Origin of the sequence: Sphingobacterium sp. UBA5996 (assembly GCF_002429765.1) — a bacterium.
In the GTDB taxonomy this organism is placed as follows: domain Bacteria; phylum Bacteroidota; class Bacteroidia; order Sphingobacteriales; family Sphingobacteriaceae; genus Sphingobacterium.
This window is the reverse complement of the sequence record NZ_DJAS01000021.1, coordinates 292,564-317,910: the sequence shown is the minus strand read 5'-3', so window position 1 is coordinate 317,910 and position 25,347 is coordinate 292,564. Positions and strand designations below refer to the sequence as shown.

At 43.1% G+C, this 25,347-nt stretch carries 19 protein-coding genes; 13 read left to right on the top strand and 6 right to left on the bottom strand.

Going from position 1 to position 25,347, the window contains the following annotated elements; all coding sequences use genetic code 11:
- Positions 1-141 precede the first annotated feature (141 nt).
- Genes B3E00_RS16295 through B3E00_RS16280 form a run of 4 tightly spaced genes read right to left on the bottom strand, consistent with a single transcriptional unit; the run spans position 142 to position 4,990 of the window.
- Positions 142-1,203, bottom strand: coding sequence for a dihydrodipicolinate synthase family protein (locus B3E00_RS16295; protein ID WP_293939322.1), 1,062 nt, complete (start codon positions 1,201-1,203; stop codon positions 142-144).
- Positions 1,203-2,225, bottom strand: a complete 1,023-nt coding sequence (locus B3E00_RS16290; protein ID WP_293939321.1) for an NAD-dependent epimerase/dehydratase family protein — start codon at positions 2,223-2,225, stop codon at positions 1,203-1,205. Before B3E00_RS16290 ends, B3E00_RS16295 begins: the two co-directional genes overlap by 1 nt.
- A gap of 6 nt (positions 2,226-2,231) precedes the next feature.
- Complete coding sequence (locus B3E00_RS16285) at positions 2,232-3,464, bottom strand: Nramp family divalent metal transporter (RefSeq protein ID WP_293939320.1); 1,233 nt, start codon at positions 3,462-3,464, stop codon at positions 2,232-2,234.
- A 5-nt stretch (positions 3,465-3,469) separates the two neighbouring features.
- Positions 3,470-4,990 carry a PQQ-dependent sugar dehydrogenase gene (locus B3E00_RS16280; RefSeq protein ID WP_293939319.1) on the bottom strand — a complete coding sequence of 507 codons (1,521 nt, stop codon included), beginning with the start codon at positions 4,988-4,990 and terminating at the stop codon, positions 3,470-3,472.
- A gap of 374 nt (positions 4,991-5,364) precedes the next feature.
- Here B3E00_RS16280 and B3E00_RS16275 point away from each other — a divergent pair, with 374 nt between their 5' ends.
- The 6 genes from B3E00_RS16275 (at position 5,365) to B3E00_RS16250 (ending at position 15,174) form a co-directional block, all read left to right on the top strand.
- Positions 5,365-8,550 carry a SusC/RagA family TonB-linked outer membrane protein gene (locus B3E00_RS16275; RefSeq protein ID WP_293939318.1) on the top strand — a complete coding sequence of 1,062 codons (3,186 nt, stop codon included), beginning with the start codon at positions 5,365-5,367 and terminating at the stop codon, positions 8,548-8,550.
- A gap of 11 nt (positions 8,551-8,561) precedes the next feature.
- Complete coding sequence (locus tag B3E00_RS16270) at positions 8,562-10,394, top strand: RagB/SusD family nutrient uptake outer membrane protein (RefSeq protein ID WP_293881075.1); 1,833 nt, start codon at positions 8,562-8,564, stop codon at positions 10,392-10,394.
- Between the two features lie 25 nt (positions 10,395-10,419).
- Positions 10,420-10,815, top strand: a complete 396-nt coding sequence (locus B3E00_RS16265) for a hypothetical protein (protein ID WP_293881073.1) — start codon at positions 10,420-10,422, stop codon at positions 10,813-10,815.
- A gap of 8 nt (positions 10,816-10,823) precedes the next feature.
- A complete protein-coding gene (locus B3E00_RS16260; protein ID WP_293939317.1) occupies positions 10,824-11,816 on the top strand; it encodes a DUF4466 family protein in 993 nt (330 codons plus the stop codon).
- A gap of 4 nt (positions 11,817-11,820) precedes the next feature.
- Complete coding sequence (locus B3E00_RS16255) at positions 11,821-14,469, top strand: hypothetical protein (RefSeq protein ID WP_293939316.1); 2,649 nt, start codon at positions 11,821-11,823, stop codon at positions 14,467-14,469.
- Positions 14,470-14,535: 66 nt separating this feature from the next.
- Entirely contained in the window at positions 14,536-15,174 is a 639-nt protein-coding gene (locus B3E00_RS16250) for a GntR family transcriptional regulator (RefSeq protein WP_209575775.1), read from the top strand.
- A gap of 30 nt (positions 15,175-15,204) precedes the next feature.
- Here the strand turns inward: B3E00_RS16250 and B3E00_RS16245 are convergent, their stop codons facing one another.
- Positions 15,205-16,002, bottom strand: a complete 798-nt coding sequence (locus B3E00_RS16245) for an SMP-30/gluconolactonase/LRE family protein (protein WP_293881066.1) — start codon at positions 16,000-16,002, stop codon at positions 15,205-15,207.
- A gap of 153 nt (positions 16,003-16,155) precedes the next feature.
- On the opposite strand from B3E00_RS16245, the gene B3E00_RS16240 reads away from it, so the two are divergent.
- Genes B3E00_RS16240 through B3E00_RS16210 form a run of 7 tightly spaced genes read left to right on the top strand, consistent with a single transcriptional unit; the run spans position 16,156 to position 24,620 of the window.
- Entirely contained in the window at positions 16,156-17,478 is a 1,323-nt protein-coding gene (locus tag B3E00_RS16240; RefSeq protein ID WP_293881064.1) for an aspartate aminotransferase family protein, read from the top strand.
- 9 nt (positions 17,479-17,487) lie between these two features.
- Positions 17,488-18,666, top strand: coding sequence for a galactonate dehydratase (dgoD, locus tag B3E00_RS16235; RefSeq protein ID WP_293881062.1), 1,179 nt, complete (start codon positions 17,488-17,490; stop codon positions 18,664-18,666).
- A 31-nt stretch (positions 18,667-18,697) separates the two neighbouring features.
- Positions 18,698-19,465: an SDR family NAD(P)-dependent oxidoreductase gene (locus B3E00_RS16230; protein ID WP_293881060.1), complete on the top strand. Its 768-nt coding sequence runs from the start codon at positions 18,698-18,700 to the stop codon at positions 19,463-19,465.
- Positions 19,466-19,468: 3 nt separating this feature from the next.
- The gene (locus B3E00_RS16225) at positions 19,469-20,860 is read left to right on the top strand and encodes a hypothetical protein (protein ID WP_293888244.1); all 1,392 of its coding nucleotides are present in this window, start codon (positions 19,469-19,471) and stop codon (positions 20,858-20,860) included.
- Positions 20,841-22,406, top strand: a complete 1,566-nt coding sequence (locus tag B3E00_RS16220) for an SLC5 family protein (protein WP_293881057.1) — start codon at positions 20,841-20,843, stop codon at positions 22,404-22,406. Before B3E00_RS16225 ends, B3E00_RS16220 begins: the two co-directional genes overlap by 20 nt.
- A gap of 50 nt (positions 22,407-22,456) precedes the next feature.
- Positions 22,457-23,656 (top strand): M20 metallopeptidase family protein, encoded by a 1,200-nt coding sequence (locus tag B3E00_RS16215; protein WP_293881055.1) that lies wholly within the window; start codon positions 22,457-22,459, stop codon positions 23,654-23,656.
- A complete protein-coding gene (locus B3E00_RS16210; RefSeq protein ID WP_293881053.1) occupies positions 23,649-24,620 on the top strand; it encodes a Gfo/Idh/MocA family oxidoreductase in 972 nt (323 codons plus the stop codon). The genes B3E00_RS16215 and B3E00_RS16210 overlap by 8 nt, the downstream gene beginning before the upstream one ends.
- A gap of 35 nt (positions 24,621-24,655) precedes the next feature.
- On the opposite strand, the gene B3E00_RS16205 is transcribed toward B3E00_RS16210, so the two are convergent.
- Positions 24,656-25,333, bottom strand: coding sequence for a YiiX family permuted papain-like enzyme (locus B3E00_RS16205; RefSeq protein WP_293881051.1), 678 nt, complete (start codon positions 25,331-25,333; stop codon positions 24,656-24,658).
- Positions 25,334-25,347 lie beyond the last annotated feature (14 nt).

Sequence of the window (25,347 nt, the reverse complement as noted above, 5' to 3'; positions counted from 1 at the left end):
GCAAATCTTTCGTTCTGTCCACTATTTTCCTTGCTTGGTCATTGATTCGTCAAATAAGAATAGGGGGTAAAAGAAAAGTCCCATTGCTCTGGCAGTCGTGACGGGCCAGGGACAATGAGACCTTTTGAAGAGATTGACCTATTAGAATCTCGATTTCAGAAATTCTTTGACAAATTCATCATCATTTAAGTCTGGGTAATCGCTATATACGCGATCAATTTCTTCCTGCTGTCCGACGGATAGATTTTCTTCCGGATTTAGGCACCAGATACCTTTCATCAGCCCTTGTCTGCAGAGTACCGCATGTAATCCCGGTATACATCCATGGAAAGCATTCGCTGGATCGAAGAAGGCAGCATTGCTATCTGTTACAGCAATGCCTTTGCTCAGTAGCTGACTTGCGGTGCAGTTATTGGGCTGTTGCTTATATGCTTTTATTTCTTGTAGGAGTTCCACGGCTTTTGCTGTCCAAACGGCCCAGTGGCCTAATAGCCCTCCTTTAAATCCTATGGAAATGTTTTCTCCAGCTACGGGAAAGGTATAGGTTGTCATAAGGTCGTTCACGATATTATCATCATTGCCGGTATACATGGCGATCTGCTCTCTTCGGCTTGAGTTGGCTACAGCCCGCATGACGTCCAAGGTCTGGTAACGGTTGAATGAGGCACACTTGATTGCGACCACGTTTTCGATTTCGGCAAACTGCCGCCAAAAGGAATAAGAGAAAATGCGGCCCCCAACAGCAGGTTGAAGGTAAAAGCCAAAGACAGGGATAACAGCTGCAACTGCTCTGACACGATCTAATATCGCCTGTTCTGTCCAGGTCTGTAAACCACCCATACTCAAAAGTCCAATATCATAGCCGTATTTGACGGCAATGGTGGCTTCCTGAATGGCTTGTTGTGTGGTACCACAGATGCCCGCGATTTTGATAAATGGCCTATTAAGTTGTGCTTTTTCGACTTCTTCGCTAGCCCATTTTAATACCGTTTCAAAGAGATTGACCTCAGGATCGCGGATTTCAAACTGGGTCGAATGGACAGCGACAGCGATTCCGCCTGCTCCGCTGGCGATGTAATATTGGGTCAGGAGACGTTGATGTACCTCGTCGATAGTGCGATCCTCATTTAGGGCTAGGGGATGTGCAGGAATGACTGTTCCTTCCCAAAGTAGCTGTTGTAATGTGTGGTCTAAAGTATTCATTAGAATTTTCCTTTTCGTTCTTGAAAATGCGTGTCCTTGTTCCAAAGTTCACCGCCATGGCTTAGCCATTGAGCAGTAATGTCTATTGCTTCCCGAATCGTTGTCTTAGGATAGCCAAATAGACGGTGACATTCTGAAGCGTTGTTTAGTAATGCTGTGCCAGCAGGCGCATTAATAAATATCGGCCTTGTATTAAAATGTTCTGCAAAACGCTCGGCTATCCATCGGATAGAGAGGATTTCTGGCCCTGTGACATTCAATATTTTGGCTGGCGACTGGCAGTGCAGCAACGATCGCAAAGCAATTTCATTGGCATCTCCCTGCCAGATAACATTGACATTTTCTGTCGTCAAATCTATGGGAAGCTGGCCTTTGACTGATTTAGCGATTTCTACCAATACACCATAGCGAAAATCTACCGCATAATTTAATCGATAAATTAGGGTAGGTGTACTATTTGTCTTTGAAAAGTACTCAAATATGCGCTCGCGGCCTAAGCAGGATTGTGCATACTCGCCAATCGGCTGGGGGGATGTTTCCTCGGAAACACCCGCATTGCTGATCGGTACAAATGGCAGTACGTTTCCCGAAGAAAAGGCGACGATGTTGGATCCTTTAAAATGAGAAGCCACCATCCCGGGAAGGTAGGTATTCATTGCCCAGGTAAAATCTTCATTTCCGGTGGTGCCGAATTTATGTCCAGCAAGGTAGATGACATTTGGAACTTGTGGTATTTTTTTGAGTTCCTCTTCATTAAGTAGGTCGCAGGCAATGGTCTCTATGCCTAGATCCTCCAGCTCCTGTTGAAGTGGTTTGGTGGAAAAACGCGAAACCCCGATGACCTTCTTGTCAATCCCGGCTGCCTGGATAGCCCGTATAGCCAATTTGGCCATGCTCGGACCCATTTTTCCGCCAATTCCTAAAAAAAGAATGTCACCTTCTATCTTTTTGATGTCTTCAATGAGGTCTACTGATGGCGCAAGTATTTGCTGCTCCAATTCTGCTAAACTGTTATGATCCATGGCTGATTATTTAATTAAATTATAGAAATTACTAAAGGCAAGAAAAACAAGTAGGATAAGTCCAAGGATAGCCCATAATTTTGTTAAAGGTGTATTTGTCAGGGCACCCATGATTTCTTTGTCATTGGCGACTAGAAATAGGATCAATCCAATAAAAGGGACTAGGAAAATCGTAATGCTTTGGGCAAAAACAATGAGCTCAAGCGGTAGGTTCCCAAAAATAAGTGCAATTGCAGATCCAAAAATCATGACCAGCGAAATAAAGAATTTCACTTTGGGGTGATTAAGATCGTTTCCATAGCCGAAAGTATCTCCCAATAAGGAGCCGCCCAGCACCGCATTGCCGATCAATGAGGAGAATGAAGCGCCGAAAAGACCGATAAAAAAGAGGTGTGAAGCGTAGGTTCCCAAAAGAGGTTCCAATGCACGGCCCATTTCAGCAGCTGAGCTTAATTTAATTCCCTGGGGATGAAGAGTATTGGCTGCGCACACCATTACGGCTGCACTCATGATTCCAAGGATAATAATCCCGATTCTACTTCCTATAATTTGCCGCTTCAAAGTCTCGTGGGTCGGCGATAACTTTCTTCTTGATTGCACCAGATAGCTTTGATAAAATGCACCGACGATGGAAAAACAGGACGCTGTAAAAGCAATAATTAATCCTACAGAAGCGGGCGGGATACTCGGTAAAAATCCGAAGAAAAAGTCATGCGATGGCGTTTTGATCATAATAGCTGTGGAAAGAAAAGCAAATAACATGAGTATGATAAGCGCTAGCATGAGCTTTTCCAATAGCGCATAGAAGGACTTAAAGAATAATAATAGAATGCCGATCACGTTAAAAACGATGATCCATATCTTAGGATTACTACCCGTGGCTTCTGAAACAGCGATGGAGACACCTGTAGCATTCCCGGATTGAAAGCATGTCGACACGACGAAGATTCCCAGACCGATGATAATGGAAGTTGTTTTTCCAAATTTGTTGCGAATGATGGCGAGTAACGACTCGTCGCGAGCAATGCCGATACGTGCAGCCATATTGGTAAATACCATCATAAAGAAAATAGCGACAACGACAACCCATAATAGGGAAAAACCGTAATCTGCGCCCATTTTGGATGTGATGGTCATTTTACTGGGGCCGAAAACCAGGGCAGCGGTAATAATGCCTGGCCCTAAAATTGAAAGCCAATTTTTAAGTATAGAAGTCTTGGGCTCGTGTTGGTGTTCCATAGAATTTATCGTAATGAGGTTAAATGCTGTTGGTTGATTGTACTGGCAGAATTTCCAAAATGTGTGCGGATATAATTGGTGATTTCAACAATGTCTTCATCTTTCAGAAAGGAAAAAGAGGGCATCGTACTCTCGTATTTTGCTCCACCGATATGCTTGTCTTTCAGTCCATGTAAGATAACTCGCAATAAATCCTTTGGATTGCCGTTGACAAGGGTCGAATTGGCCAATGGTGGAAATGTATTGTTGAGTCCTTTTCCGTCTGCTTTGTGACAGGAAGCACAATACGCTTCATATAGTGTTTGTCCAGTTTTGGCCGGATTGTTCATTACTTTGGATGTAGTGGGTTTAATAATTGGAGCCGAGGCCTTATCCGTGATGCGGAGGCGATAGATCACATCATCATCGGATTGTGGAAATCCCTTTTGGGGATTCCAGTCGCGGTTGCTGGAACAGAAGTAAATATCTCCATTGGGTAAAGTCAATACCGAGCGGAGGCGACCAAGCTGATCTTTGAATAAGACCTTCTCATCGACGATCTGCTGGCCATTGGCGGATAATTTTAGGATGCGTAAAGATTGATTTTTTAACGTCGCAAGCAGTAAACTATGCTTCCATTCGGGGATAACACCGGATCCATAATAGGCCAGTCCTGATGGTGCAACGACGGGAGTCCAGGATTTAATGGGTTCCTGCCTTGGCGAGCGTTTTGCAATCGCCTTTTCCTTATCGGTATCAATCATGCCTTCGATCTGTGGCCAGCCATAGTTTTTAAGCGGTCGTATCAAATTGATTTCATCCTCAATAGCATCGCCATGCTCAGATGTGTAGATCAGGCCTTTGGCGTCGTGCGTAAGCCCCTGCATGTTCCGAAACCCCCATGCATATACATAACTATTTGCAATCGGGTTATCTTTTGGGATGCTTCCATCAAGATTGAGGCGCAAGATTTTGCCGTTCAAAGTGCTGCTGTCCTGGGCGAAGGTATCACTTGCGGCATCTCCTGTGGCCCAATAGACTTTTTTGTCGGTTGAGACAATCACTCTAGAACCGTTGTGCCCGGTATTCCCCGGTATTTGCAACAGCAATTTTGGATGTGCGAGCTTGCCTTCTGGGCTGTATTCGTATCGATATAAATTGGAAAAAATGGAGCTATCTTTCTTGCTGGTATAAGAAAGGTAAAGGTAGGCTTGCTGACCTTCCGGTTGATACAGTGCCATTCCTAATAGTCCCAAAGTGCGCTGATGATACACGTCAGCTAGGCTGTCTATTAAAGTAACTGCTTTCGTCTTTATATCCAGCTTTCGTATACTTCCACTGATTTCGGAAAACAAGATGGCATCGTTGACTTTGTCGTATTGCAAGTCCCAAGGGACATGGAGCTTTGTAGCTTCTTTCGATAGCGACAGTACACTATGTTCAAGCTGGATGCTGTTTATTGCCGCGCTTTCTGTCTCCGTTTTTGCAACACAGGAAGAAAGCAGGGGCATTAGCAATGCAAGCCAGATATATGTTTGTTTTTTCATATAGGATCTGCGGTTACTCCTTTGATTTATTTGGTTAGTCAAATGTAGTTTAATAAAAATAAATATACAAAAAATAAGTTAAATTGTATACAAAATTATTTTATCAAATAGATTTTTGTGCCACTAAGGATTGAATTCTCTATTGAAAGCTATAGTTCGATAGGCTAAACATGCTGCTACATTCATTACGATTTGTAAAAAAATAAAAAAAATAGTGAATTGTATACAAAAAATATATATTATTGTATTCACTATGATAAAGTAAGAAAAGCGATATAAATCGTATTCGAATTAAAAATTGCTTTTTCTTAAAAAATACCAATAAACTAAAGAGCTTATAAATCATTTATTTAACCACTTTAACCTGAGTATTCATGATACTAAAGCAGATTAAAATCCGGGATGTAATAAACAGGAGTTGCCTATTAATAGGGCTGCCTTTTATTTCAATGGCGACCTTTGCAAATACGCCTTCTTCCCTTAATAATGGAAAGATTCCGATCTTGAATGTTTTGAACCCGTCGACGGGTTTAGCTAAATTTCAGCAACAGCTCGTTGGGCAGGTGCTGGATGCCAAAGGGCAAGCCTTGTCTGGCGTAGAGGTGCGTAACCTTAGAAATTCGACCGTCAGCGTTACGGATCAGGAGGGGCGTTTTAAGTTAACTGGTGCCATTTCGGATCAGATTCAATTTCGGTTAATTGGTTTTAGTACAAAAGTGGTATCAGGAAAAGAAGTACAGGCTGTAGTGCTTGAAGCAAGTGAAAGCGCGCTGGATGAAGTGGTTGTGGTCGGTTATGGCAAGCAGAAAAAAGGCAACTTGACCGGAGCAGTAGCTAGTGTCAATTTTGATCAGTCGACTTCAAGTCGGGGGCTTTCAAATGCTTCTCAAGCATTGCAAGGTGTTATTCCTGGCTTAGCAGTGAGTCAAAATTCTGGAATGGCCGGAAATAACGCGGCAGATCTTTTGATCAGGGGCTTAGGGACTGTCAATAGTGCTGGACCTCTGATCGTGGTAGATGGCATGCCCGACGTGAATATGAACCGTGTGAACGTCAATGATATTGAAAGTGTCACCGTTTTGAAAGATGCTTCATCGGCAGCAGTGTATGGTTCCAGGGCAGCTAATGGAGTTGTCTTGATTACGACAAAATCTGGTAAAAGAAACAGTAAAACGGCTATCTCTTTTAATGCTAACAGGTCGCTGGTCAAACCCACTCGCTCTTTTGATTTTGTGAATAATTACGCAAAAGCGATGACGGCTACGCAAAGAGCCCAAGCTTATAATACAGCTGCATCTGCATTCAATTTTAAAAATGGGACGATCGACGAGTGGTTGACTTTAAGTATGATCGATCCAAGATTGTATCCGAGTACCGATTGGTGGGATGTCATTCTCCGCAATGGTCAAAGTGGTAATTATAACGTTTCTATCAACGGGGGTACTGAAAATAATAATTACTATTTATCAGTCGGTATGCTTGACGAGAAAGGGATACAGATTAATAATGATTTTAAACGTTACAATGCTGCATTTAACTTTGAAACCAAGGTGATGAATACGATTGGCGCTGGAGTCAGGTTTTCGGGCAACTGGTCTGACTACCGGTATAATTACGAGGACGGTATGACTGCAAACTCGACCAGTGGAATGGATTTGTTTACTTCCCCTGCAGGCATATTGCCTTACGACCCTGTTACAGGATATTATGGCGGTGCGATGTCTTACAACGAAAGTCCACAGGCCAATAATATTTATGCGGATTACATGACACGCAACCAAAACCATATGAATCAAAAACAGGCTTTGGTGAATGGATATTTAAACTGGAAACCATTTAAAGGGTTTGAGGCCAAAATAGATTATGCCCTAAATTATGATACCCGTTTTCAATGGAAGGCAGATATGCCGACAAAATTATATAATATCCGGACGGGATTGTCTATCCGGGATCTTGTTCCAACAAATGATGGTATTTATAATACCGACAGAAACAACTACAAAACACAGCTGAACTTCAAGCTGAGTTACGACCATAAGTTTGGTGCCAATCATGATTTTTCTGCTCTGGCCGTGTATTCGGAAGAATATTGGAATAATCGTGTGCTGGCGGGGAGCCGGTTGGATCGCTTACACCCGAGTTTGCATGAAATCGATGGTGCTTCCGAAGATGTGCAAAATGTTTCTGGATCATCCTCCGCAGAAGGTCTCCGTTCTTATATTGGCCGATTGAATTATACGGCTTTTGGAAAATACATGTTTGAAGGGAACTTTAGGGTAGACGGTTCTTCCCGGTTCTTGCCGGGCGATCAATATGGGTTCTTTCCTTCTGCCGCAGTGGGTTGGCGAATTTCGGATGAGGTATTCATGAGGTCACTCAAAGATAAAATCAAAATGAGTTCGGCCAAATTCAGAGCTTCTTATGGTTCTTTGGGTAATAATAGTGGTGTAGGCTTGTATGAGCAAAAGCAATCTTTGGTCTCCAGTCCTTATTATTTGATCGACAACAGTACAGGTACCGGTTCCGTGGTAAAAGGTCTGATCAATAAGAAACTGATCAACTATGACCTGACCTGGGAAAAGACGCGTGTGTTTAACTTGGGTCTGGATCTTGGCTTCTTTAACAATAAGCTAACCGCTGAGTTGGATTACTACGAAAGAAAAACGATTGGTATGAATCGCCCTTCGGACGTATCGATGCATCTGACAGGTTTATTTACCGCTCCCCGAAGGAATATTGGCGATATGATGAATAAAGGGCTCGAGGCAAATGTGACCTGGAATGACCGAAAAGGGGATGTTGGGTATATGCTGAACTTTAATGTGGGCTATAATAAAAACAAGTTGCTTTCCTGGAACGAACAATTGCAAAGAGGTTCGGTATTTATTGATATGCCTTATAACTTTATTTATGCCTTTGAGTCGCTGGGTATCGCACAATCTTGGCAAGATATTTATAATGCTGTTCCTCAGGGCGCTTCTCCCGGGGATATCTTGTTGAAAGATGTAAATGGTGATGGTAAATTGGATGCGAATGATCGTGTGGCGTATCCAGCGTATCAGTTGGGCAGACCCAAGGTTAATTACGGGTTTAGAGGTTCGGTAGATTACAAAGGCTTTGATTTCTCCTTTCTGCTTCAAGCTGCTACTGGAAGAAAAGAATTTTGGATGAATAAAGCGAATTCGAACTTTTTAGGCACGGCAAATCAGGCCATTACTGAAGACCAGTGGAATAATATGTGGAGCTTAGATAACCGCGATGCCGACTATCCTAAGTTGCTTCCAAGTACGCTGGGGTCAACAAGCCCTAATGGATATTTGAGTACATTTTGGTTGCAAAACATGTCTTATTTAAGGGTGAAAAATCTGCAGCTTGGTTATACTTTTAAGAAAGAATTACTGACGAAGCTTGGTATTCAAAAGTTGCGTGTGTTTGGTTCGGTAGATAATTTAGCGGTATTGACCAGTTTCAAAGGGCTGGATCCGGAAAAAAGTACCTATACCAATGATGCCTATCCAATGACGAAGAGTTTTGTGGTTGGACTGAATGTAGACTTATAATATTTAAACTTATGAAATCGATATATAACATACTGTTTATTTCTTCTTTGCTGCTGCTTGGTTTATCCGCCTGTCGCAAAGATTTGTTAAATCAGAATCCGACAACAACACCAAGTTCCGAAACTTTCTGGGTGAATGAGAATGATGCACTTGCTGCATTAATGGCAAATTATTCCATCTTCAGACCTTGTTTTGATCGCGATTACCATTTTGATGGACATGGAGATTTTCTGAAGATGTACAATACGGGTGCGGCGCCAATCTCAATGACCGTCAATAGTCCCATGAATTATGGTTCTGGAGCTTCTGCAATGTATAGGGCATTATATGGCTCTGTATTCAGTTCTAATTTTGTCATCGAAAATACCAATGCGCGTTTGTTGCCGTTTGCAAAAACAGATGCGGTAAAGCAAACATTGGAAACTATCGTAGCGGAAGCTAGATTGCTGCGCGCCATCGCATATTTTAGGCTGGTTTCCCTTTGGGGTGATGTGCCTTATTTTTATAAGTCGGCACCCGCTCCTGCCGAGGCTGATACGGTACGGAGAATGCCTATTGCACAATTGAAAGATTCCATTATGGCTGATTTGAACTATGCGGTGGACAAATTACCCAATAAAGGGGCTGCTATTGGTAGGGCGGGAAAACCTGCAGCCTTGGCGTTTCGTGGTAAGTTTCAATTGTACTGGGGCTCGTGGAAGAAAAATGGATGGCCCGAATTGGATGGATTTGTCCAGTCTGCTGCGGATGCCAAGGCGGCATATGCTGCCGCTGCTGCGGATTTTAAGCGCGTGATCAATGACTTTGGGATCAAAATGTTTAGAAATGGTGATCCGGGTCAATGGGGTGAATTGGGTAAAGCAGATGTGCTGCCGAATTATTATTATATGTTTATTCCGTCAACAGGTAACTTGAGTCAGGATGAAGAGATGGTCATGGTGCTGACGCATGGTGGTGTCGGAACAAAACAGAGTGAGGAGTATCAGCGGGTATGGACTGGACCGCTGGTGTCTTTGGGGCAGAATCAGGCTATTCCGCGTTATGAACTGGCCGACCGGTATCAATCGACCGTTACCGGAGATTTCTTACCTAAAATGGTGCAGATGGATCCAGTGAAAAATCCAGCCGCACGTACGACGGTAAATTCTGCTGTAAACCCCGAATCGTACCGTAATCGCGATTATCGCATGAAAGCAACTTTGTTGTGGGATTACGAATTGATAATGAGCATGAGCCCTACAGAATTGACCGGCTATATTCCATTTATCTACAAGACTTGGGGGGCAGCAGTGACCGTAAACGGTGTTTCTTATAAATCTTCGTTCACCGATAATACCACCAATCTTTCGGGACTGCAATCGCGTAAATTTGTGCGCAATTATGGCGGTGTGGCGCGTAGCGATGGAAATTACAATTGGCCTTTAATGCGTATCGCTGATGTATACCTGATGTATGCAGAAGCAACCAATGAGGTGGGTGGTCCACAGTCAGATGCAATCGAGCTAGTCAATAAGGTGAGGCGTCGTGGTAATCTGCCGGCACTGGCTGGCGCTAAAACTGCTTCTCGGGACGCCTTCTTTGATGCTATTGAGCAGGAAAGAATTGTTGAGTTGTTTGGTGAAGGTCAACGTCCTTTTGATCTGAGGAGATGGCGTAAACTGGAAACGGCATTTGGTAAACCTTATGGGGATGGGAAATGGTTTCAGGATAGCTTTGGTAATAATTGGGAGCGCTTTTTCTTCAATGAGTCTGAATTGACGTATCAAAGATGTTATATCTATCAAATTCCAGAAACAGAACGTTCAAGAAATCCGAATTTAACACAAAATATGCCTTGGAAATAATATGGTAACACTTGACTGTAATAAAATGAAATATACGTTATTTTTAATCGGAATGCTATTTGTTAGCTTGTCCGGTTGTAAGGAAGATTATCCAATCGATGAGGATGGTTTATTGATCACAAATAGGTCGGAATGTTATGTCAGTAGTTTTGAGCTTTTGGGGGCTGATTTTCAGACAGTACGTACGAAGGCTGCTGTAGTTGATACCCTCGCGCAGACCATCAACGTAGAGGTGCTATTTGGCACAGATTTGAAAAATTTATACCCACAGTTTTCATTGGTCACTGATGCGGTACTTGATCCTAAGATTTTAGGAAAGGAAGATTTTTCCAATTTGGGTACGCCGCGCGAATGGACTGTCGTGTCGGGAAACAGAAAGGTGCGCAAGACTTATAAGGTTTATTTGACAGTACAAAAATAAGGAAGCAGATGAAAACAAATTATTTAAAAATAGGGCTGTTATCTCTCGGATTTGGATTCTTGTTGTTCGTTTCTTGTAAAGAAGAAGCTTATGAAGTTCCAAAAGCAAAAGATGGCTTACAAAACGATATCATTAAACGTTCTCTAGGACCCAATGTGGCTGGTTCTACACTAGATTTTGCTTATGCTGCGGCGATATTGCCGGATCAGGGAAAACTGACCTCTATTTCGGTCGAGGCCAGTATTGTGGGGGATGAAGGTACAATGCTTGAAAATAAATCATATGCTACAAGTAGTACAGGGGCTGATGTCGGTGTTGTCGTTGGTGATCCGGCAACCGTAAATGGAAATAGCATGGAGGTAAAGTTTACAAAAGATACCTCAGCTTCAACCTTGCGCTATAGTTATAAAATACCGGCAGCGGCAAAGGGCAAAGCCGTTACCTTTACCTTCAGGGCAAAGGCCAGTAATGGACAGGAGATCACATTGAAAACGGAAGCTTATGCGATCCGTAATATGGATATGGCTTTGGACTTGACGGGGAAGGATGGCGCGGCTTGCTTTTTTTCTGTTGCCGACTTGAAATGGTATACTGCGGCAGAAGCGGCAGCAAACCCGGATAAAATTGATTTTGTTTATTTGTACCGGGCATTGCCGACAGTGACCTATGCACATTCCTTGGTCGCGCCCACGGCGGATACCGGCTATTTTCCGAGTTTCACTTTGCCGGCAGGATTAACCAATAAAACGAAGATTGTGAAGGCTTGGACCGTGCGCGACCAGCAGCTGGCAAGATTGCAATATAGTGTATTTGTGGATGATATGGATCTGGAAGATAAATCTTTTGCAGATGCCCCGGATTTTGCCATTAATCTCAAAGCTGAAGCAGGAATATGGGTGCAGACAGCCGATGGTAAATACAACGCTTATGTATTTGTGAATAGCGTAAATAATACCACCAAAGAAATGAAGATAAGTGTAAAAAGATTGCAAGTAAAATAAGGATATGGGTGTGAGGATATGGCTAAAAGTCAAGTTAGGCATGTTGGGGGTCGCTTTTATGGCGATCCTCGGTAGCGCCTACGGGCAACAGGCAAAGGTCACTTCGGTAAAAGGTAAGGCGCAGGATCTGCAGGTACAGGTAGATATCCCGGCTGCAGGTGTCTATAGCTTAACTTCGGAAGGTGAAGTGACTGATTTGAATAAAATAAAAGCCGCCGATAAAACGGGTATGGTGACACTGTATGCTACGATTGAGGTTCGTGCTTCGCGACCGACCAAGCGTATCGTATTTGATAGTTTTAGGGGTGCGAAGCAGGATCTCGGTAAATTCTATTTTGAGAAAGGTAAGCAAACGGTCAATATGCTGTTGCCTGCCGATTTTAAGGTTAAAGCTGTTTCGATCCATGCATTTGTACCACCAGTTGTGCCTCTTGCGGCAGAAAATTATAAACCCCGTATTGTTCCGCCTGCAGGACATCCCCGATTATGGGTGAATAATGAATCTTTGCTGCTCGTTAAAGGTAGGCTTAAAGAGGCTGATCATCTGGAGGCGTGGGAAAAAGTGAAAGCGCTTGCGCTGCAGCCTGTTCAGTTTACTTTCGATCCGGATAAAGAAACGTTTTACGACGAAAAGCTCGAGCGCGCTATCGAAGCTAAAGCATTTTATTACCTGATGTCTGACGACCAAAAAATAGGGAAGGAGGCGGTGGTACTGGCAGATCAGTACTTAGAAATGTTGGAGTTTGGGAACGTATCCTATGGAGATATAACGCGTGAGTTAGGGCGTGCTATTTATACCGGAGCGTTGGTTTATGACTGGTGTTACGCTTTGTTGGATATGCGCACCAAAACAGGCTTACATAAAAATATGATGCGTCTGGCGCAGGATATGGAAATTGGCTGGCCACCGTTTTATGGTATCGAAAGTATTATTAATGGACATGGGAACGAGGCGCAGATATCGCGCGATTTGCTTGCAATGAGTATTGCTTTGTATGACGAAGATCCCGTACCTTATAAATATACTTCCTATTCCATTTTGGAAGAATTGGTTCCGATGCGCAAGTTTGAGTATCAGTCGCCGCGTCATAATCAAGGGGTTGATTACGGCGGATATCGTTTTGGCTGGGAAATGCATGGTGCCTGGTTGTTTGACCGCATGCTGGGCTATCCAGTTTTCGATGATAATATCAAAAATATGCCGTACTATTGGCTCTACATGCGGACGCCGGATGGTAAAATGTTGCGTGACGGAGATATGTTCAACGTAAAGTACAACAGCAGTGATGACTTCTATTGGAAAAATCCCCAAACCATGCTTCTTTGTTATGCTTATTCAGGTGATCCGGTAATCAAGGCTGAGTTTATCAAGCAGGGCAGTTTGCCAGATAATCCAATCTTGTTTCTCTTGTTGGACGATCCTAAATTGAAACCAGATTTTGGACGTGATAAAATGCCGTTGACCAAAGATTTTGGACCTATTTTAGGGTCTATGGTTGCCCGCACAGGATGGAGTGAAGATAAAGAAAGTTCTAATGTTGTTGCAGAGATTAAGGGGGGTGGTTATCATTTCGGCAATCATCAGCATGCAGATGCTGGGGCTTTACAGATTTACCACCATGGAATTCAGGTCGGCGATCTGGGTTTGTATCTTTCGTATGGCTCTCCCTATGATTTTAACTTTAATAAACGGTCGGTCTCGCACAGTATGATGCTGGTGCGTGATCCTGTCGAGCCCCTTTTGTTCCGAACAAAAACCAATGATGGTGGAACGCGCTTCAGTCAGCGTTTTCCGAGGACGGTTGATGAAGTTATCCATGATTCGTGGTATCATACCGGTGAAATTAGGGCTTCAGCTTTCGGTCCGGATCCCATTCAGCCGAACTACAGCTATTTTAATGTAGATCTAACCGCAGCATACACGGCTAAAGTAAAAGCTTATGCTAAAAGTTTCTTATTTCTGAATTTAAAGAGAAAGGATGTGCCGGCTATCATTGTGCTATTGGACGAGCTGGAAACGAACGATCGAAAATTTGAGCCCTATTGGCAGATTAATACCCTGGAAAAGCCAGTGAAGACGGAACAAGGATTTGTGCTGAGCAGTACGTTTAAAAATGTAGCTGGTTCAACTTATGTGGATCTGCTGAAACCGAAGCTAGCGGACAGTGAGGTTAATATGTATTCAGGCGATTCGACAGCTTTTGTTTTTGGTGATCTTTATCACGTGAAATCTCCTTGGCCAGAGGCACGGGGAACGCGGATTATGGTTTCTCCTAAACAGCAAAATAATCAGTTTAGTTATGCTTCGGTTTTTCAGATGACGGAAAGCGGCTCTTCAAAATTACCATTGCACTACGACGAAAAATCGAATTATTACATCATCAAAGTAGCTGATCGTTTGCTTGTTATTGCAAAACCAAACCGATATCTTGATGAGCCTATTGAGCTTGTGGTGCCGGGAGATCAGTCTTATGAAGTTGTTGTGGTTGGGTTGAAAGATGGTTTCTGGAATATGAAAAGTTCATTAAAAAATAGTAGCTTTAATATAAATGTTCTTAAGGGAAATCATACAACCAGTTGGAAATCTAAAGCCGAAACTATTTATTTATCTCCGGGTAGGCGGTATGATGCCCAAGAAGGAAGGATTAATTAAAGAATATATTGTTTAAATTTTTTTAATGATTTTGTATTCTTATTTTTGTGCCAAATTGTATACAATATGAAAGAGGATTCGCTTGCCTATAAGGTTTATTTAGAAGTGCGTAAGAAAATTTTGTCTAGTCAACTGGTTGGGGGGGCAAGATTGGTGGAGAGCGCTTGGGCAGATAAGCTTAATGTAAGCAGAGTTGCTGTTCGCGAGGCATTTATGCGTTTAGCTGGAGAAAGTCTGGTTGAATTTGGTGAAAAAGGTGGTTGTTTTGTGAAGAAAATGACGGTCGAAGATGTAAAGGATATTCGTGAACTTCGAGAACTTCTCGAAATAGGGGCCTTGAAGATTTTGTTTTCAAAGAAAAATAAACAACTTATCGAAGATTTGGAATTGATATGCAATGATTTTTCTGAAATGGTTAGCAAAGGGTATTATGGTGGTGCGTGTGAAGCGGATGTACGCTTTCATGAGCGGATTATTGAGGGGACCTGTAATTCAAGATTAATTTCCATTTACAAGAACAGTAATATCCCTTTATTTCATATGAAACTTGGAGCTATTATGGGCCAAATGGAGGATTATTTGGATACGGAAAAAGAGCATCGTGCGATTGTGGATGCGCTGAAAGCTGATGATTGGAATAAGGCTTACACTACGCTGGTGCATCATTTGGATCGAGGTGAGCAGGAAGCTTTGGAATTAGTTTAGTATTTTTGGTTTTTATAGCGGGTCTATTGGTTACAATAGACCCTTTTTTGTACAGTCCCACTGTAATAATTGCCCATTTTGGGCTTCGGTAACAATTAGTCCTTGAATGCCTTGTCGATCCAAGGCACAATTCGTTGGATTCATTCCAGGAGTAAAAATTTCCTTTGTAGTCTTGCTGTTGATATCCATCGAGAGGATGTGCTGTGATCCATAGATTGCCGCAAAAAGATGGTTATCATGACTTAAAGCTATCCCGTCTGGGCCGATGCTCCCGCCTGTTTCTAGGAATTTTTCACTATGTTCTACCTGACATGATATAGGATTCCAGCGCATTCGCCATATCCATTTGGTACCTGTTTCGGCCACGAAGAGCGAACAGTGATCTGCTGCGAAGGCCAATCCGTTTGGATAGAATAAATCGGTTTGGATTTTAGCAAGCAAGCCATGTGTATTCAGGCAACAGAGGTATCCTGTGCCATCCGCTAAGTCATCTCCTGGGCAGGTAAACAATAGGTTGCCAAGTCGGTCAAAACATAAATCGTTGGGCATCTTTAAGGGTTTTCCTTTAATTTCTGTAGTGATGGTCGTGCATTTTTTGTGAATGGGATCATAGTAGCGTATGCTATTTTGTTGTGAATCGCAAAACCAGATATTTCCTTTTTTGTCTATCGCAATCCCATTGGGATGGCCGCCAACGGCTATTCTGCTATGCCGATTGTTTTTATAGTAAACCAAGTTTCCTGCTTCTTTCTCGACAAGCCATATGTTGCCCTTATGATCGAAAGCCGGGCCCTCCGGAAATTGAAGTCCGTCTAAAAGAATATTCATTTTTAAAAATTTTAAAATTTATTTTAAATGTATACAAAAATATCGTAATTTGGTATACATAAAGTAATGCGAATTTAAATACAAATTGCTGCGTCATACGCAGCCGTAATGATCCAATTATAACAATAATAAATAGCAAAATTTTTAATAAGCATGCAAGAAAATGAAAAATCATCCGCTATACTGCGGGAGAATGCAAGATGGATACCTGGTGGAGTGGTGTCCTTAAACAGGAAGTCAGATCCTAATATCTGCTTCGTAAAAGGAGAGGGCAGCCAAGTCGAAGATATTGACGGCAATAGGTACATTGATTATCAGGCCGGATTTGCAGCATCTTTTTTGGGGCATAATGATCCCGATGTCAATGCTGCAGTGTTGCAGACATTGCAGGAGCAGCAAGTGTTGATGGGAGCAGGGCCAACCTTATTAGAAGGTGAATTTGCAGAGCTTTTTTGTCAGTCTGTTCCTTCCGTGGAGAGTGTTCAGATCACGACGACAGGATCGGAAGCAACTTACCATGCCATCCGTATTGCCCGGGCTGTAACAGGGCGTGATCACGTGATTGTGATGCAGGGCGGGTATAATGGTTGGCATAATGATGTGTCGTGTAATGTGATCAGCCAACGTGCAGATGTGGGGTCGTACCAAAGCCCTGGGGAATATCCTTTCGATTCATTAAGTGCCGGTGTTCCCAAAAACCACAGCGATTTAGTCCATATTGTGAACTATAATGATTTAGAAAGCGTGCTGTATGTGGTTCAAAAATATGATGTTGCTTGTATTTTATTGGAACCGATTTTACAGAATATTGGAATTGTAAAGCCACAGGAAGGTTATTTGGAGGGTTTGCGTAAAATGGCCGACGAGCAGGGATTTCTATTGATCTTTGATGAAGTGAAAACCGGATTTCGACACGCACTGGGCGGATACCAGTCGATCTGCGGTATTCAACCAGATCTTTCAACATTCGGAAAGGCGGTTGCAAACGGCTATCCATTGGGTGTTATTGCAGGAAAGAAAAAATATATGGATTACTTTGTGGATCCCGACAAATCCAAAAGAGTTATGATTGCCGGTACTTTTAATGCTTTTCCATTAACTACTGCGGCGGCAATTGCGACATTGAAAAAATTGGGTAGCTCCAAACATGGCGTTTATGCCCATGTCGAAGCATTAGGTGCGCGTTTGGAGCAAGGATATAAGGAAATATTTCCTAAATTAGGCATACCATTTTATGTCGCACGACAAGGATCTGCCTTCTGTACATATTTTATGGATCATGCGCCTGTGAATTTTCATGATATTTTGGATAACCACAACTTTGAATTGGATACCCAATATCGTAAGAAGCTCATTAAAGAGGGAATTTTCAATTTTCCAGCGCCAATTAAACAAGGAAGTATCTCCTTTGCACATACTGAGGAGGATATTGACAGGACTTTGGAAGCAACTGAACGCGTGATAAAAAGTTTGTAAACCCTAACTATGAAAATAACCGCTATTGAAACCTTTGTGTGCCATGCGCGCATGCGAAATTGGATTTTTGTCAAAATCATCACCGACCAGCCTGGTCTTTGGGGCTGGGGCGAAGCCACATTAGAATGGCACACGCAGAGTGTGGTCGGTGCAATCAAAGATATTTCTCAATTGTTGATCGGGGAGGATCCTCGTCGTATCGAGTATCTATGGCAGATGATGTATAGACAACACTTCTGGCATGGAAACGGGATCGTTCGAGGTACGGCCATCAGTGGTATTGATATCGCCTTATGGGATATTCTGGGCAAAATACACAATGTTCCTTGTCATGAGCTGTGGGGCGGCCGAGTACGTGATTATATTCGTTTGTATTGTCATTTAGGAGGTGGTCGCATGGAGGATTTTTATGAGACGGCTCCAGATGATGCGAAGAGATTTGGTGATCTTGCGCTGAAAGCCGTTGATGAAGGTTTTACAGCTTTTAAATCGATGGCTGTTCCTGAAACCATGTCTTTAGAAGGTCTTCGCCCAATTAAATATGCAGAGGCTTGTGTAAAGGCCATGCGTGATGCGGTGGGCGACGATATTGACATCATGGTAGATTGTCACGCGCGGCCTAGTCCACGTATGGGGATGCAGTTTGCTAAAGCGCTGGAGCCTTATGGGCTGTATTTTTTTGAAGAACCCTGCTGGCCAGAGACCATGGAAGATATTGCCTTAATCCAGCGTGCTGTTACCACACCTATTGCTTCGGGCGAACGATTGATTGGTGTACATGCATTCCGGGATATGCTCGAGAGGCGCGCGGTGAGTGTGATTCAACCCGATATCACTCATTGCGGCGGTCTTTCTGAAGCGCGTAAGATCGGGGCTTTGGCTGATGCCTATCGTGTGTCAATGGCACCACATAATCCACAGGGCCCTGTGAGTACAGCAGCCTCTATCGAGCTGGGTTTTGCAACACCTTCCTATATTATTTGTGAGAGCGTGCATAAGGACGTCGAATGGCGGCAGGATGTAGTTACCGAAGGGTTTAAGGTTCAGGAGAAAGGGCGTATTGTGCTTCCGAATACACGACCTGGATTGGGTATTGAAATCAATGAAGAAGAAGTGAAGAGACATCCTTTTCAGCAGGAGATATTGCAGCGAACATTTTACAAGGATGGTAGCGTAGGGGATTGGTAGTCTTAATATTGGTACTCTTAAAATAGCGTAGATGGAGGAATTTAAGAATAAAGTTGTGTTGATCAGCGGGGGGCTCGGTGATATCGGAAGAGCAATGGCTGAGGCATTTTTAGCGCAGCAGGCCATCGTCTGTATCTCAGATCGGTTTGAACCCCATATCGCTAACGAGCGATGGCCGCTATTAGGAAGATCCCAAACTGGCATCTTTTACGATCAGGTTGATGTGGCTGATGCAGCACAGGTGGACGCCTGGGTTGCACGCATACATCGCGAGTTTGGGGCGATATCCGTTGGGATTGCCAATGCTGCCTGTGTTACGATCAAAGATTTTAGGACATTGACAAGCCACGAATGGCGGAATGAAATGGCCGTTAATCTTGATGGTGCATTTTTTATGGCCAATGCCTGTGCAAAATCATTTATAGCGGGTGGTACTGCGGGTTCAATTGTATTTCTCGGTAGCTGGGCAGCACATGCAGTCCATCAGAATTTACCGGCTTACAGTGTTTCGAAGGCAGGGATAAGGATGCTCTGTCAGGCCTTGGCACTTGAGTATGCCAAAGATGGGATTCGCATCAATGAAATTGCGCCAGGCTATGTCAATGCAGGATTGAGTAAAATTGTATGGTCGACAAATAGTGAACTTCAGGAAAAAGCAAAAGCGATCGTGCCCCTCGGTGAGATCATCGAAGCTGATGAGATCGCTAAACAGGTCCTTTGGATTTGTTCAGACAACTGTAAGCATATGACTGGTACTTCTATTGTGATGGATGGCGGTCTTTCCTTGATTAGACCTTAGGCTATGAAACAAAAAGATAGCTTTAAAGATACAACAGGAAGGTTGGCCGCAAGGTTCGGACTTAGTCAGGCTGATATTACGCCGCCGATCGGTATTTATTCCCGTAATTGGGGTGCTGCTGCCTTTGATCAGGCGACAGCTATCCACCAGCCGCTGATGATGCATTGTTTGTATATCGCATCCTTTGATCAACCGCCTGCAATTATAGTAACTGCAGACCTGGGCTGGTGGAAAAATGCAGCCGATGAGAAAGCTTTGCGCTTTGCGCTACTTGAGCATTTTGATCTCGATGAATCGCAGCTGATTTTTGCACTATCACATACACATGCAGGCCCAAGTATCTGTTCGAGCGATGCCGGGCAGCCTGGCGGACAACTGATTGTGCCTTACCTGAAATTTCTTACACAACAGGCGATATCTTGTATTGAAACGGCACGCAGTACGCTGTTTAAAGGAAGTTTGATCTGGAATTATGGCGTTTGTGATTTGGCAAGCGACCGTGATTTGAAGGTGGATGCACAGTATCTGATTGGTTACAATCCATTGAAAACAGCCGATACAACGCTGTTGGTCGGGCGATTACATGACAGTGCCGAAAATTTAAAGGCGGTTATTTGCAATTATGCATGCCATCCCACAAGTTTTGCTCATGAGAATGACTTGATCTCACCCGATTTCGTAGGCGAAATGCGAAATACGGTGGAAAGCGTGCTTGCTGTACCTTGTCTTTTTTTGCAGGGCGCATCGGGAGATCTGGCTCCACGGAGACAGTATGTAAAGGATCCGACAATAGTAGAAGCCAATGGAAAACAGTTGGGATATGCCGTGCTTGCGACACTGGCCCAAGAACAGCATAGTCATAAAAACTGGGGGTTTAGAGAGGCATTGATTTCAGGAGCTCCATTAGCCTGCTGGGAATTTCAGGAACAGCCTGTTTCAACCGATTTTAGACAAACGGTAGTATCGGTCAAAGTACCTTACAAAAATCTGCCTAGTCCCGAAGCCATTTTAAAGGAATATGAAAGCTGTACCGATCGTGTGCTCAAAGACCGCCTTTGGCGAAAATATAATACATGTAAATCTATTGGGAACAAAAAGGAAGCAATTATTCCCGTATGGATATGGAAAATGGGAGATGCGGTATTAGTAGCCCAGGCCAATGAAGCCTATTCCTGTTACCAAATGGAGGTTAGGGCTCAGTTTCCAGATCACACAATTGTTTTTATCAACATTGCCAATGGATATGTAGGGTATCTCGCACCAAGGGAGCTTTATGATAAGGATATCTATGCCGTGTGGCAAAGCCCTTATGCCAGTGGAAGTCTTGAAATACTTATTGAACAAACGAACTTAGGAATTCAAACATTATTGACCGATGAAACTCGATTGGATTGACATCATTATTTTTGCCGTATACATTATCGGTATAGTGGTACTGGGATTATATGCTTCTCGAAAAAACTCCGTTTCAAAACGTGATTATTTTCTCGCGGGCGATAAGCTGCCCTGGTGGATGATTGGCGGAAGTATCATTGCTGCAAATATCAGCAGCCATCATCTGGTAGGAGCCATGGGCGCTGCTTATAGTCGTGGTTTCGTAGCGATTACCTTGGAGTGGGGAGCCATTCTAATCGGTTTTAATGCATTGCTTTGGATATTTCTGCCATTTTATATCCGAAATGGCTTTTATACGATTCCCGAATACCTCGAAAAAAGATATGGCAATGCTACCCGGGTGCTTTATGCTATTCTGATCTTGTTTACCTATGTATTCGTGGAGATTGGTGCTGTTCTTTATTTGGGTGGCCTTTCGTTACATGCTTTGTTCGGTATTCCTATCCTATACAGTATTTTTGGCATGGCAATTCTAACGGGCTTGTATACGGTGTTAGGGGGGCTGAAGGCGGTAATATGGACAGAAATGGTGCAGCTTGTCATTCTGGTGCTGGGGGGGATAGTTTTGACTTTTGCAACCATCGATGCAGCGGGAGGATTTCAGTCTGTTATCGATTCAACCAAAGATTGGAAAATGTTCTATCCCGCAACTGATCCTGATTTTCCCTGGACCATGTATCTTGGCGGGTTGTTATGTATTAGTGTGTTTTATTGTGCCACAAATCAATTTATTGTGCAGCGCGTATTGGCTGCAAAGAATGAATGGCATGGACGCATGGGGGTAATCTTTGGCGATTACCTTAAATTTTTGGTTCCGCTGATTATTACCATTCCAGCATTGGTTGCTCCTAAATTCTTACCGCATCTCGATCAGCCCGATTTGCTGTTCGCGACCTTGGTAGAAACATTATTGCCCAAAGGTCTGGTAGGGTTGGTTATGGCCGGATTAATCTCGGCAATTATGTCTCATATTTCGGGTGCGATCAATTCCTGTACGACGATTCTGACAGTTGATATCTATGGCCAGTACATTAATAAAAATGCAACGGACTATGAAGCCATCCGTTTTGGGAAGCGCGCCGGAGTAGCGATTATCGTTCTCGGAATCATGAGTGCAGTTGTTCTAATCAGTTATTCGGATAAACCAGTTTTTCTTTATCTAATGAACCTATATGGTCTCTTCACACCAGGTATTGCAACTATGTTTTTGATGGGTGTATTTTGGAAAAGAACAACATCGCAAGGAGCATTGACGGCTGGTTTATTGACCATTCCGCTGTCTTTACTTTTGGAATATGCATTGCCTGAAATGCCATTTTTCAATCGAACTGGTATTGTATTCTGGACATGTATGATCGCTTGTGCAGTAGTCAGTCTAATGACACCTGCGGTTGCAGAAACGAGGTTGACAAATCTTGTGCTCACAGGCGAAACTTTTCAGGTTCCCGATCAGGATAAAGCCGCTTATCGAGGATTTCGAAATCCAACGCTGTGGTGGATAATCATTACGGTGCTTGTACTCTATTTTTATGTACGTTATTTTTAACTTAACTTGTTGCAAGATTTACTTATTAAACGCTTCAAATAAAGGAAAACATGCTGAAAGAACTGCACGAAAAAATTAAAAATATTTTTCCAAAAGTTGTTGCTATACGCCGCCACATCCATCTAAATCCCGAATTGTCCTTCCAGGAGTTCGAGACAAGTGCTTATATTCAGCAAAAACTAGTAGAGTTGAATATGCCATTTAAGGTTGTAGCCAATACCGGTGTAGTTGCTGTGCTGACGGGTGAAAAAGCAATGAGCAATGATATTATTGTGCTGCGGGCTGATATCGATGCATTACCAATCCATGAACAAAACAAGGTGAGTTATAAGTCCCGAAATGAAGGTGTGATGCACGCTTGTGGCCATGACTTTCATACGGCCAATCTTTTGGGCGCAGCGTCAATATTGAATGCGTATAAAGCCGAATTTTCCGGAAAGATCGTTTTCCTGTTTCAGCCTGCGGAGGAAAAGATACCCGGTGGGGCTATCCAAGTTTTGGAATCTGGAATTTTGGAATCTTTTGGTGGTACCATCAAAGCTGTACTAGGGTTACATGTAAGTCCTCGTGTTGCATTGGGGAAGGTCGGTTTGCGTTCCGGCCGGTTTATGGCTTCAAGTGACGAGTTTTATTTTACCATAAAGGGGCGCGGTGGTCATGCTGCAGAGCCGCATAGGGCTATTGATCCGATTATGATCGGTGCACAGTTGCTCACTACCTTGCAGCAGATTGTTAGCCGAAAAGCCAATCCCGATGTACCTTCTGTATTAACCTTCGGACGTTTTATTGGTGATGGGGCAGCTAATGTTATTCCAGAAGAAGTGAAATTAGCTGGAACATTCCGTACAATGGATGAGGTATGGCGCAGGGAGGCACTAGCAACGGTGGCTGAAATAGCAGCCACGCTTCCCATGTCGCTTGGGGCAGAGGTCGATGTTGAAGTACGGCATGGTTACCCTGCTCTTTATAATGATCCTACCTTAACGCAAAAAGTCAAAGCGATTATTGCGGATACAATGGGGGCAGACGTGCCACAGGAACTCGACATCTGGATGGCAGCGGAGGATTTTGCCTATTATTCTTATCGTTATCCTTCGCTGTTTATGTTGATCGGAACTAATAACGATGAACCTTCAACCCAATATGGTCTTCACAATCCACAATTCAACCTTGATGAAAAAGCGTTCGAAACAGCGATGGCTGTTATGGTCAATGCTGCGATCTCCCTTTTGAATGAATCAGATGAATAGAAAAGAATTTTTGATGTCCTCTTTTGCATTTGGACTATCCTATGCCGTTAATGCGAATAACAAGGTGTTTTCAAGGCAAGAGAACGTAAAAAAAATAGGAATCATCGGACTGGACATTACCCATGCTGTGGCATTTACAAGGGCGATCAATACGGCAGATAGCAATCATCCCTATGGAAAATTCAGGGTTGTTGCGGCTTATCCCTATGGAAGTAAAACAATCCCTTTAAGTATCGAGCGTATTCCGAAAATTACAGCGGAAGTGCAACAGCTCGGGGTTTCGATTGTATCAAGTATTGCCGAGCTATTGAAAAAAGTAGATTATGTGCTTTTGGAGACAAATGATGGAAATCTACATTTGGAACAGGCACTTCAAGTAATCAAAGCTAAAAAACCTTTATTTATCGATAAACCAATAGCGAATTCCTATGTGGACGCTTTCAAAATTTTTGAAACGGCAAAAAACTACGATTGTTCTGTATTTTCCTCAAGCTCATTGCGTTACATTAATGGGCTTCAGGAATTGGATCGAGCCAATATTATTGGGGCTGATGTCTATTGTCCGGCGGTAACGGAACCTTCACATAAGGATCTCTATTGGTATGGTATCCATGGGGTTGAAATGTTATTTGCGTTGATGGGACCGGGATGTCGTTCGGTGAGGACTGTTCAGGAAGAGGGTACTTCGTTTTATGTTGGGGACTGGTCGGATGGAAGAATTGCCTCACTTCGGGGCATTCGCGAGGGGAAGGATGATTTTGGTGGTACGGTTTTTTTGAAAGATCAGATTGTACATTTGGGACAATTTATGGGCTATGGCCCCTTGTTGGATAAGATCCTTACGTTTTTCGAAACGGGCGTAAGTCCGGTGGACGAAAAGGAAACCTTGGCAATATGCGCATTTATTGACGCCGCCGAAGAAAGTAAATTAAACGGTGGCAAGGCAGTTTTGCTTCAAAAATAGAGGCGGCGGTTTCAAAAATAAAGGATAGAGCCTGCTTAATAATTACTCGCCACCGTAATCAACAATGGACTATTAAAGATTGAAGCGGGGGATATGACGGTTTCGTTCAGGGGAACAGTATTGCCATAACGCTCTTTCAATTTAGCTTTTACTTCGGGACTGCTTAAATCAAAATCTTTCAGCTTTTCCAGCTTCCCAATTTCGATGTCTGCTCCACGTTGGTATATTTTCCAGATCAATTCCGAGCAATAGATCTTATCGTCTGACCATTCGAATGTCGCGTCGTAATTTTTGCCGATAAAATTTTTGCCGATTGCTTTGATTTTGGCTATTGTCGAGCTGTTTAGTATATTGTTGGCATTTTTGAGGCGTTTGACGGCGTAATGTTGCTTTTCGCCACGCGCAATCCAGTGTTCCAGCTTCGTTACAGTTACAGGCTGTACGGCTTCCAACACGTAAGGTTTGCCTTGTTCGTAAAAAATAATGCCACAATGGGAATAGGGAGAACGTGTTGCTAATTGGATGGCCTTGCATTGTGGTGAAATAGAAGACTGAAAGATCATATCGCCATCGTTGAACTGGGGCAATTTTGAATTAGCTTTCGATTGCTTGGAAATCATTGGCTTTTTTTGCGCATGGACTGGTAGCGTCAGCGCTGTAGTGATCATAAGATAACTAACAAGAGATATCAGGTAAATAAGTGTCTTTTTCATTGTTTTATCGATGA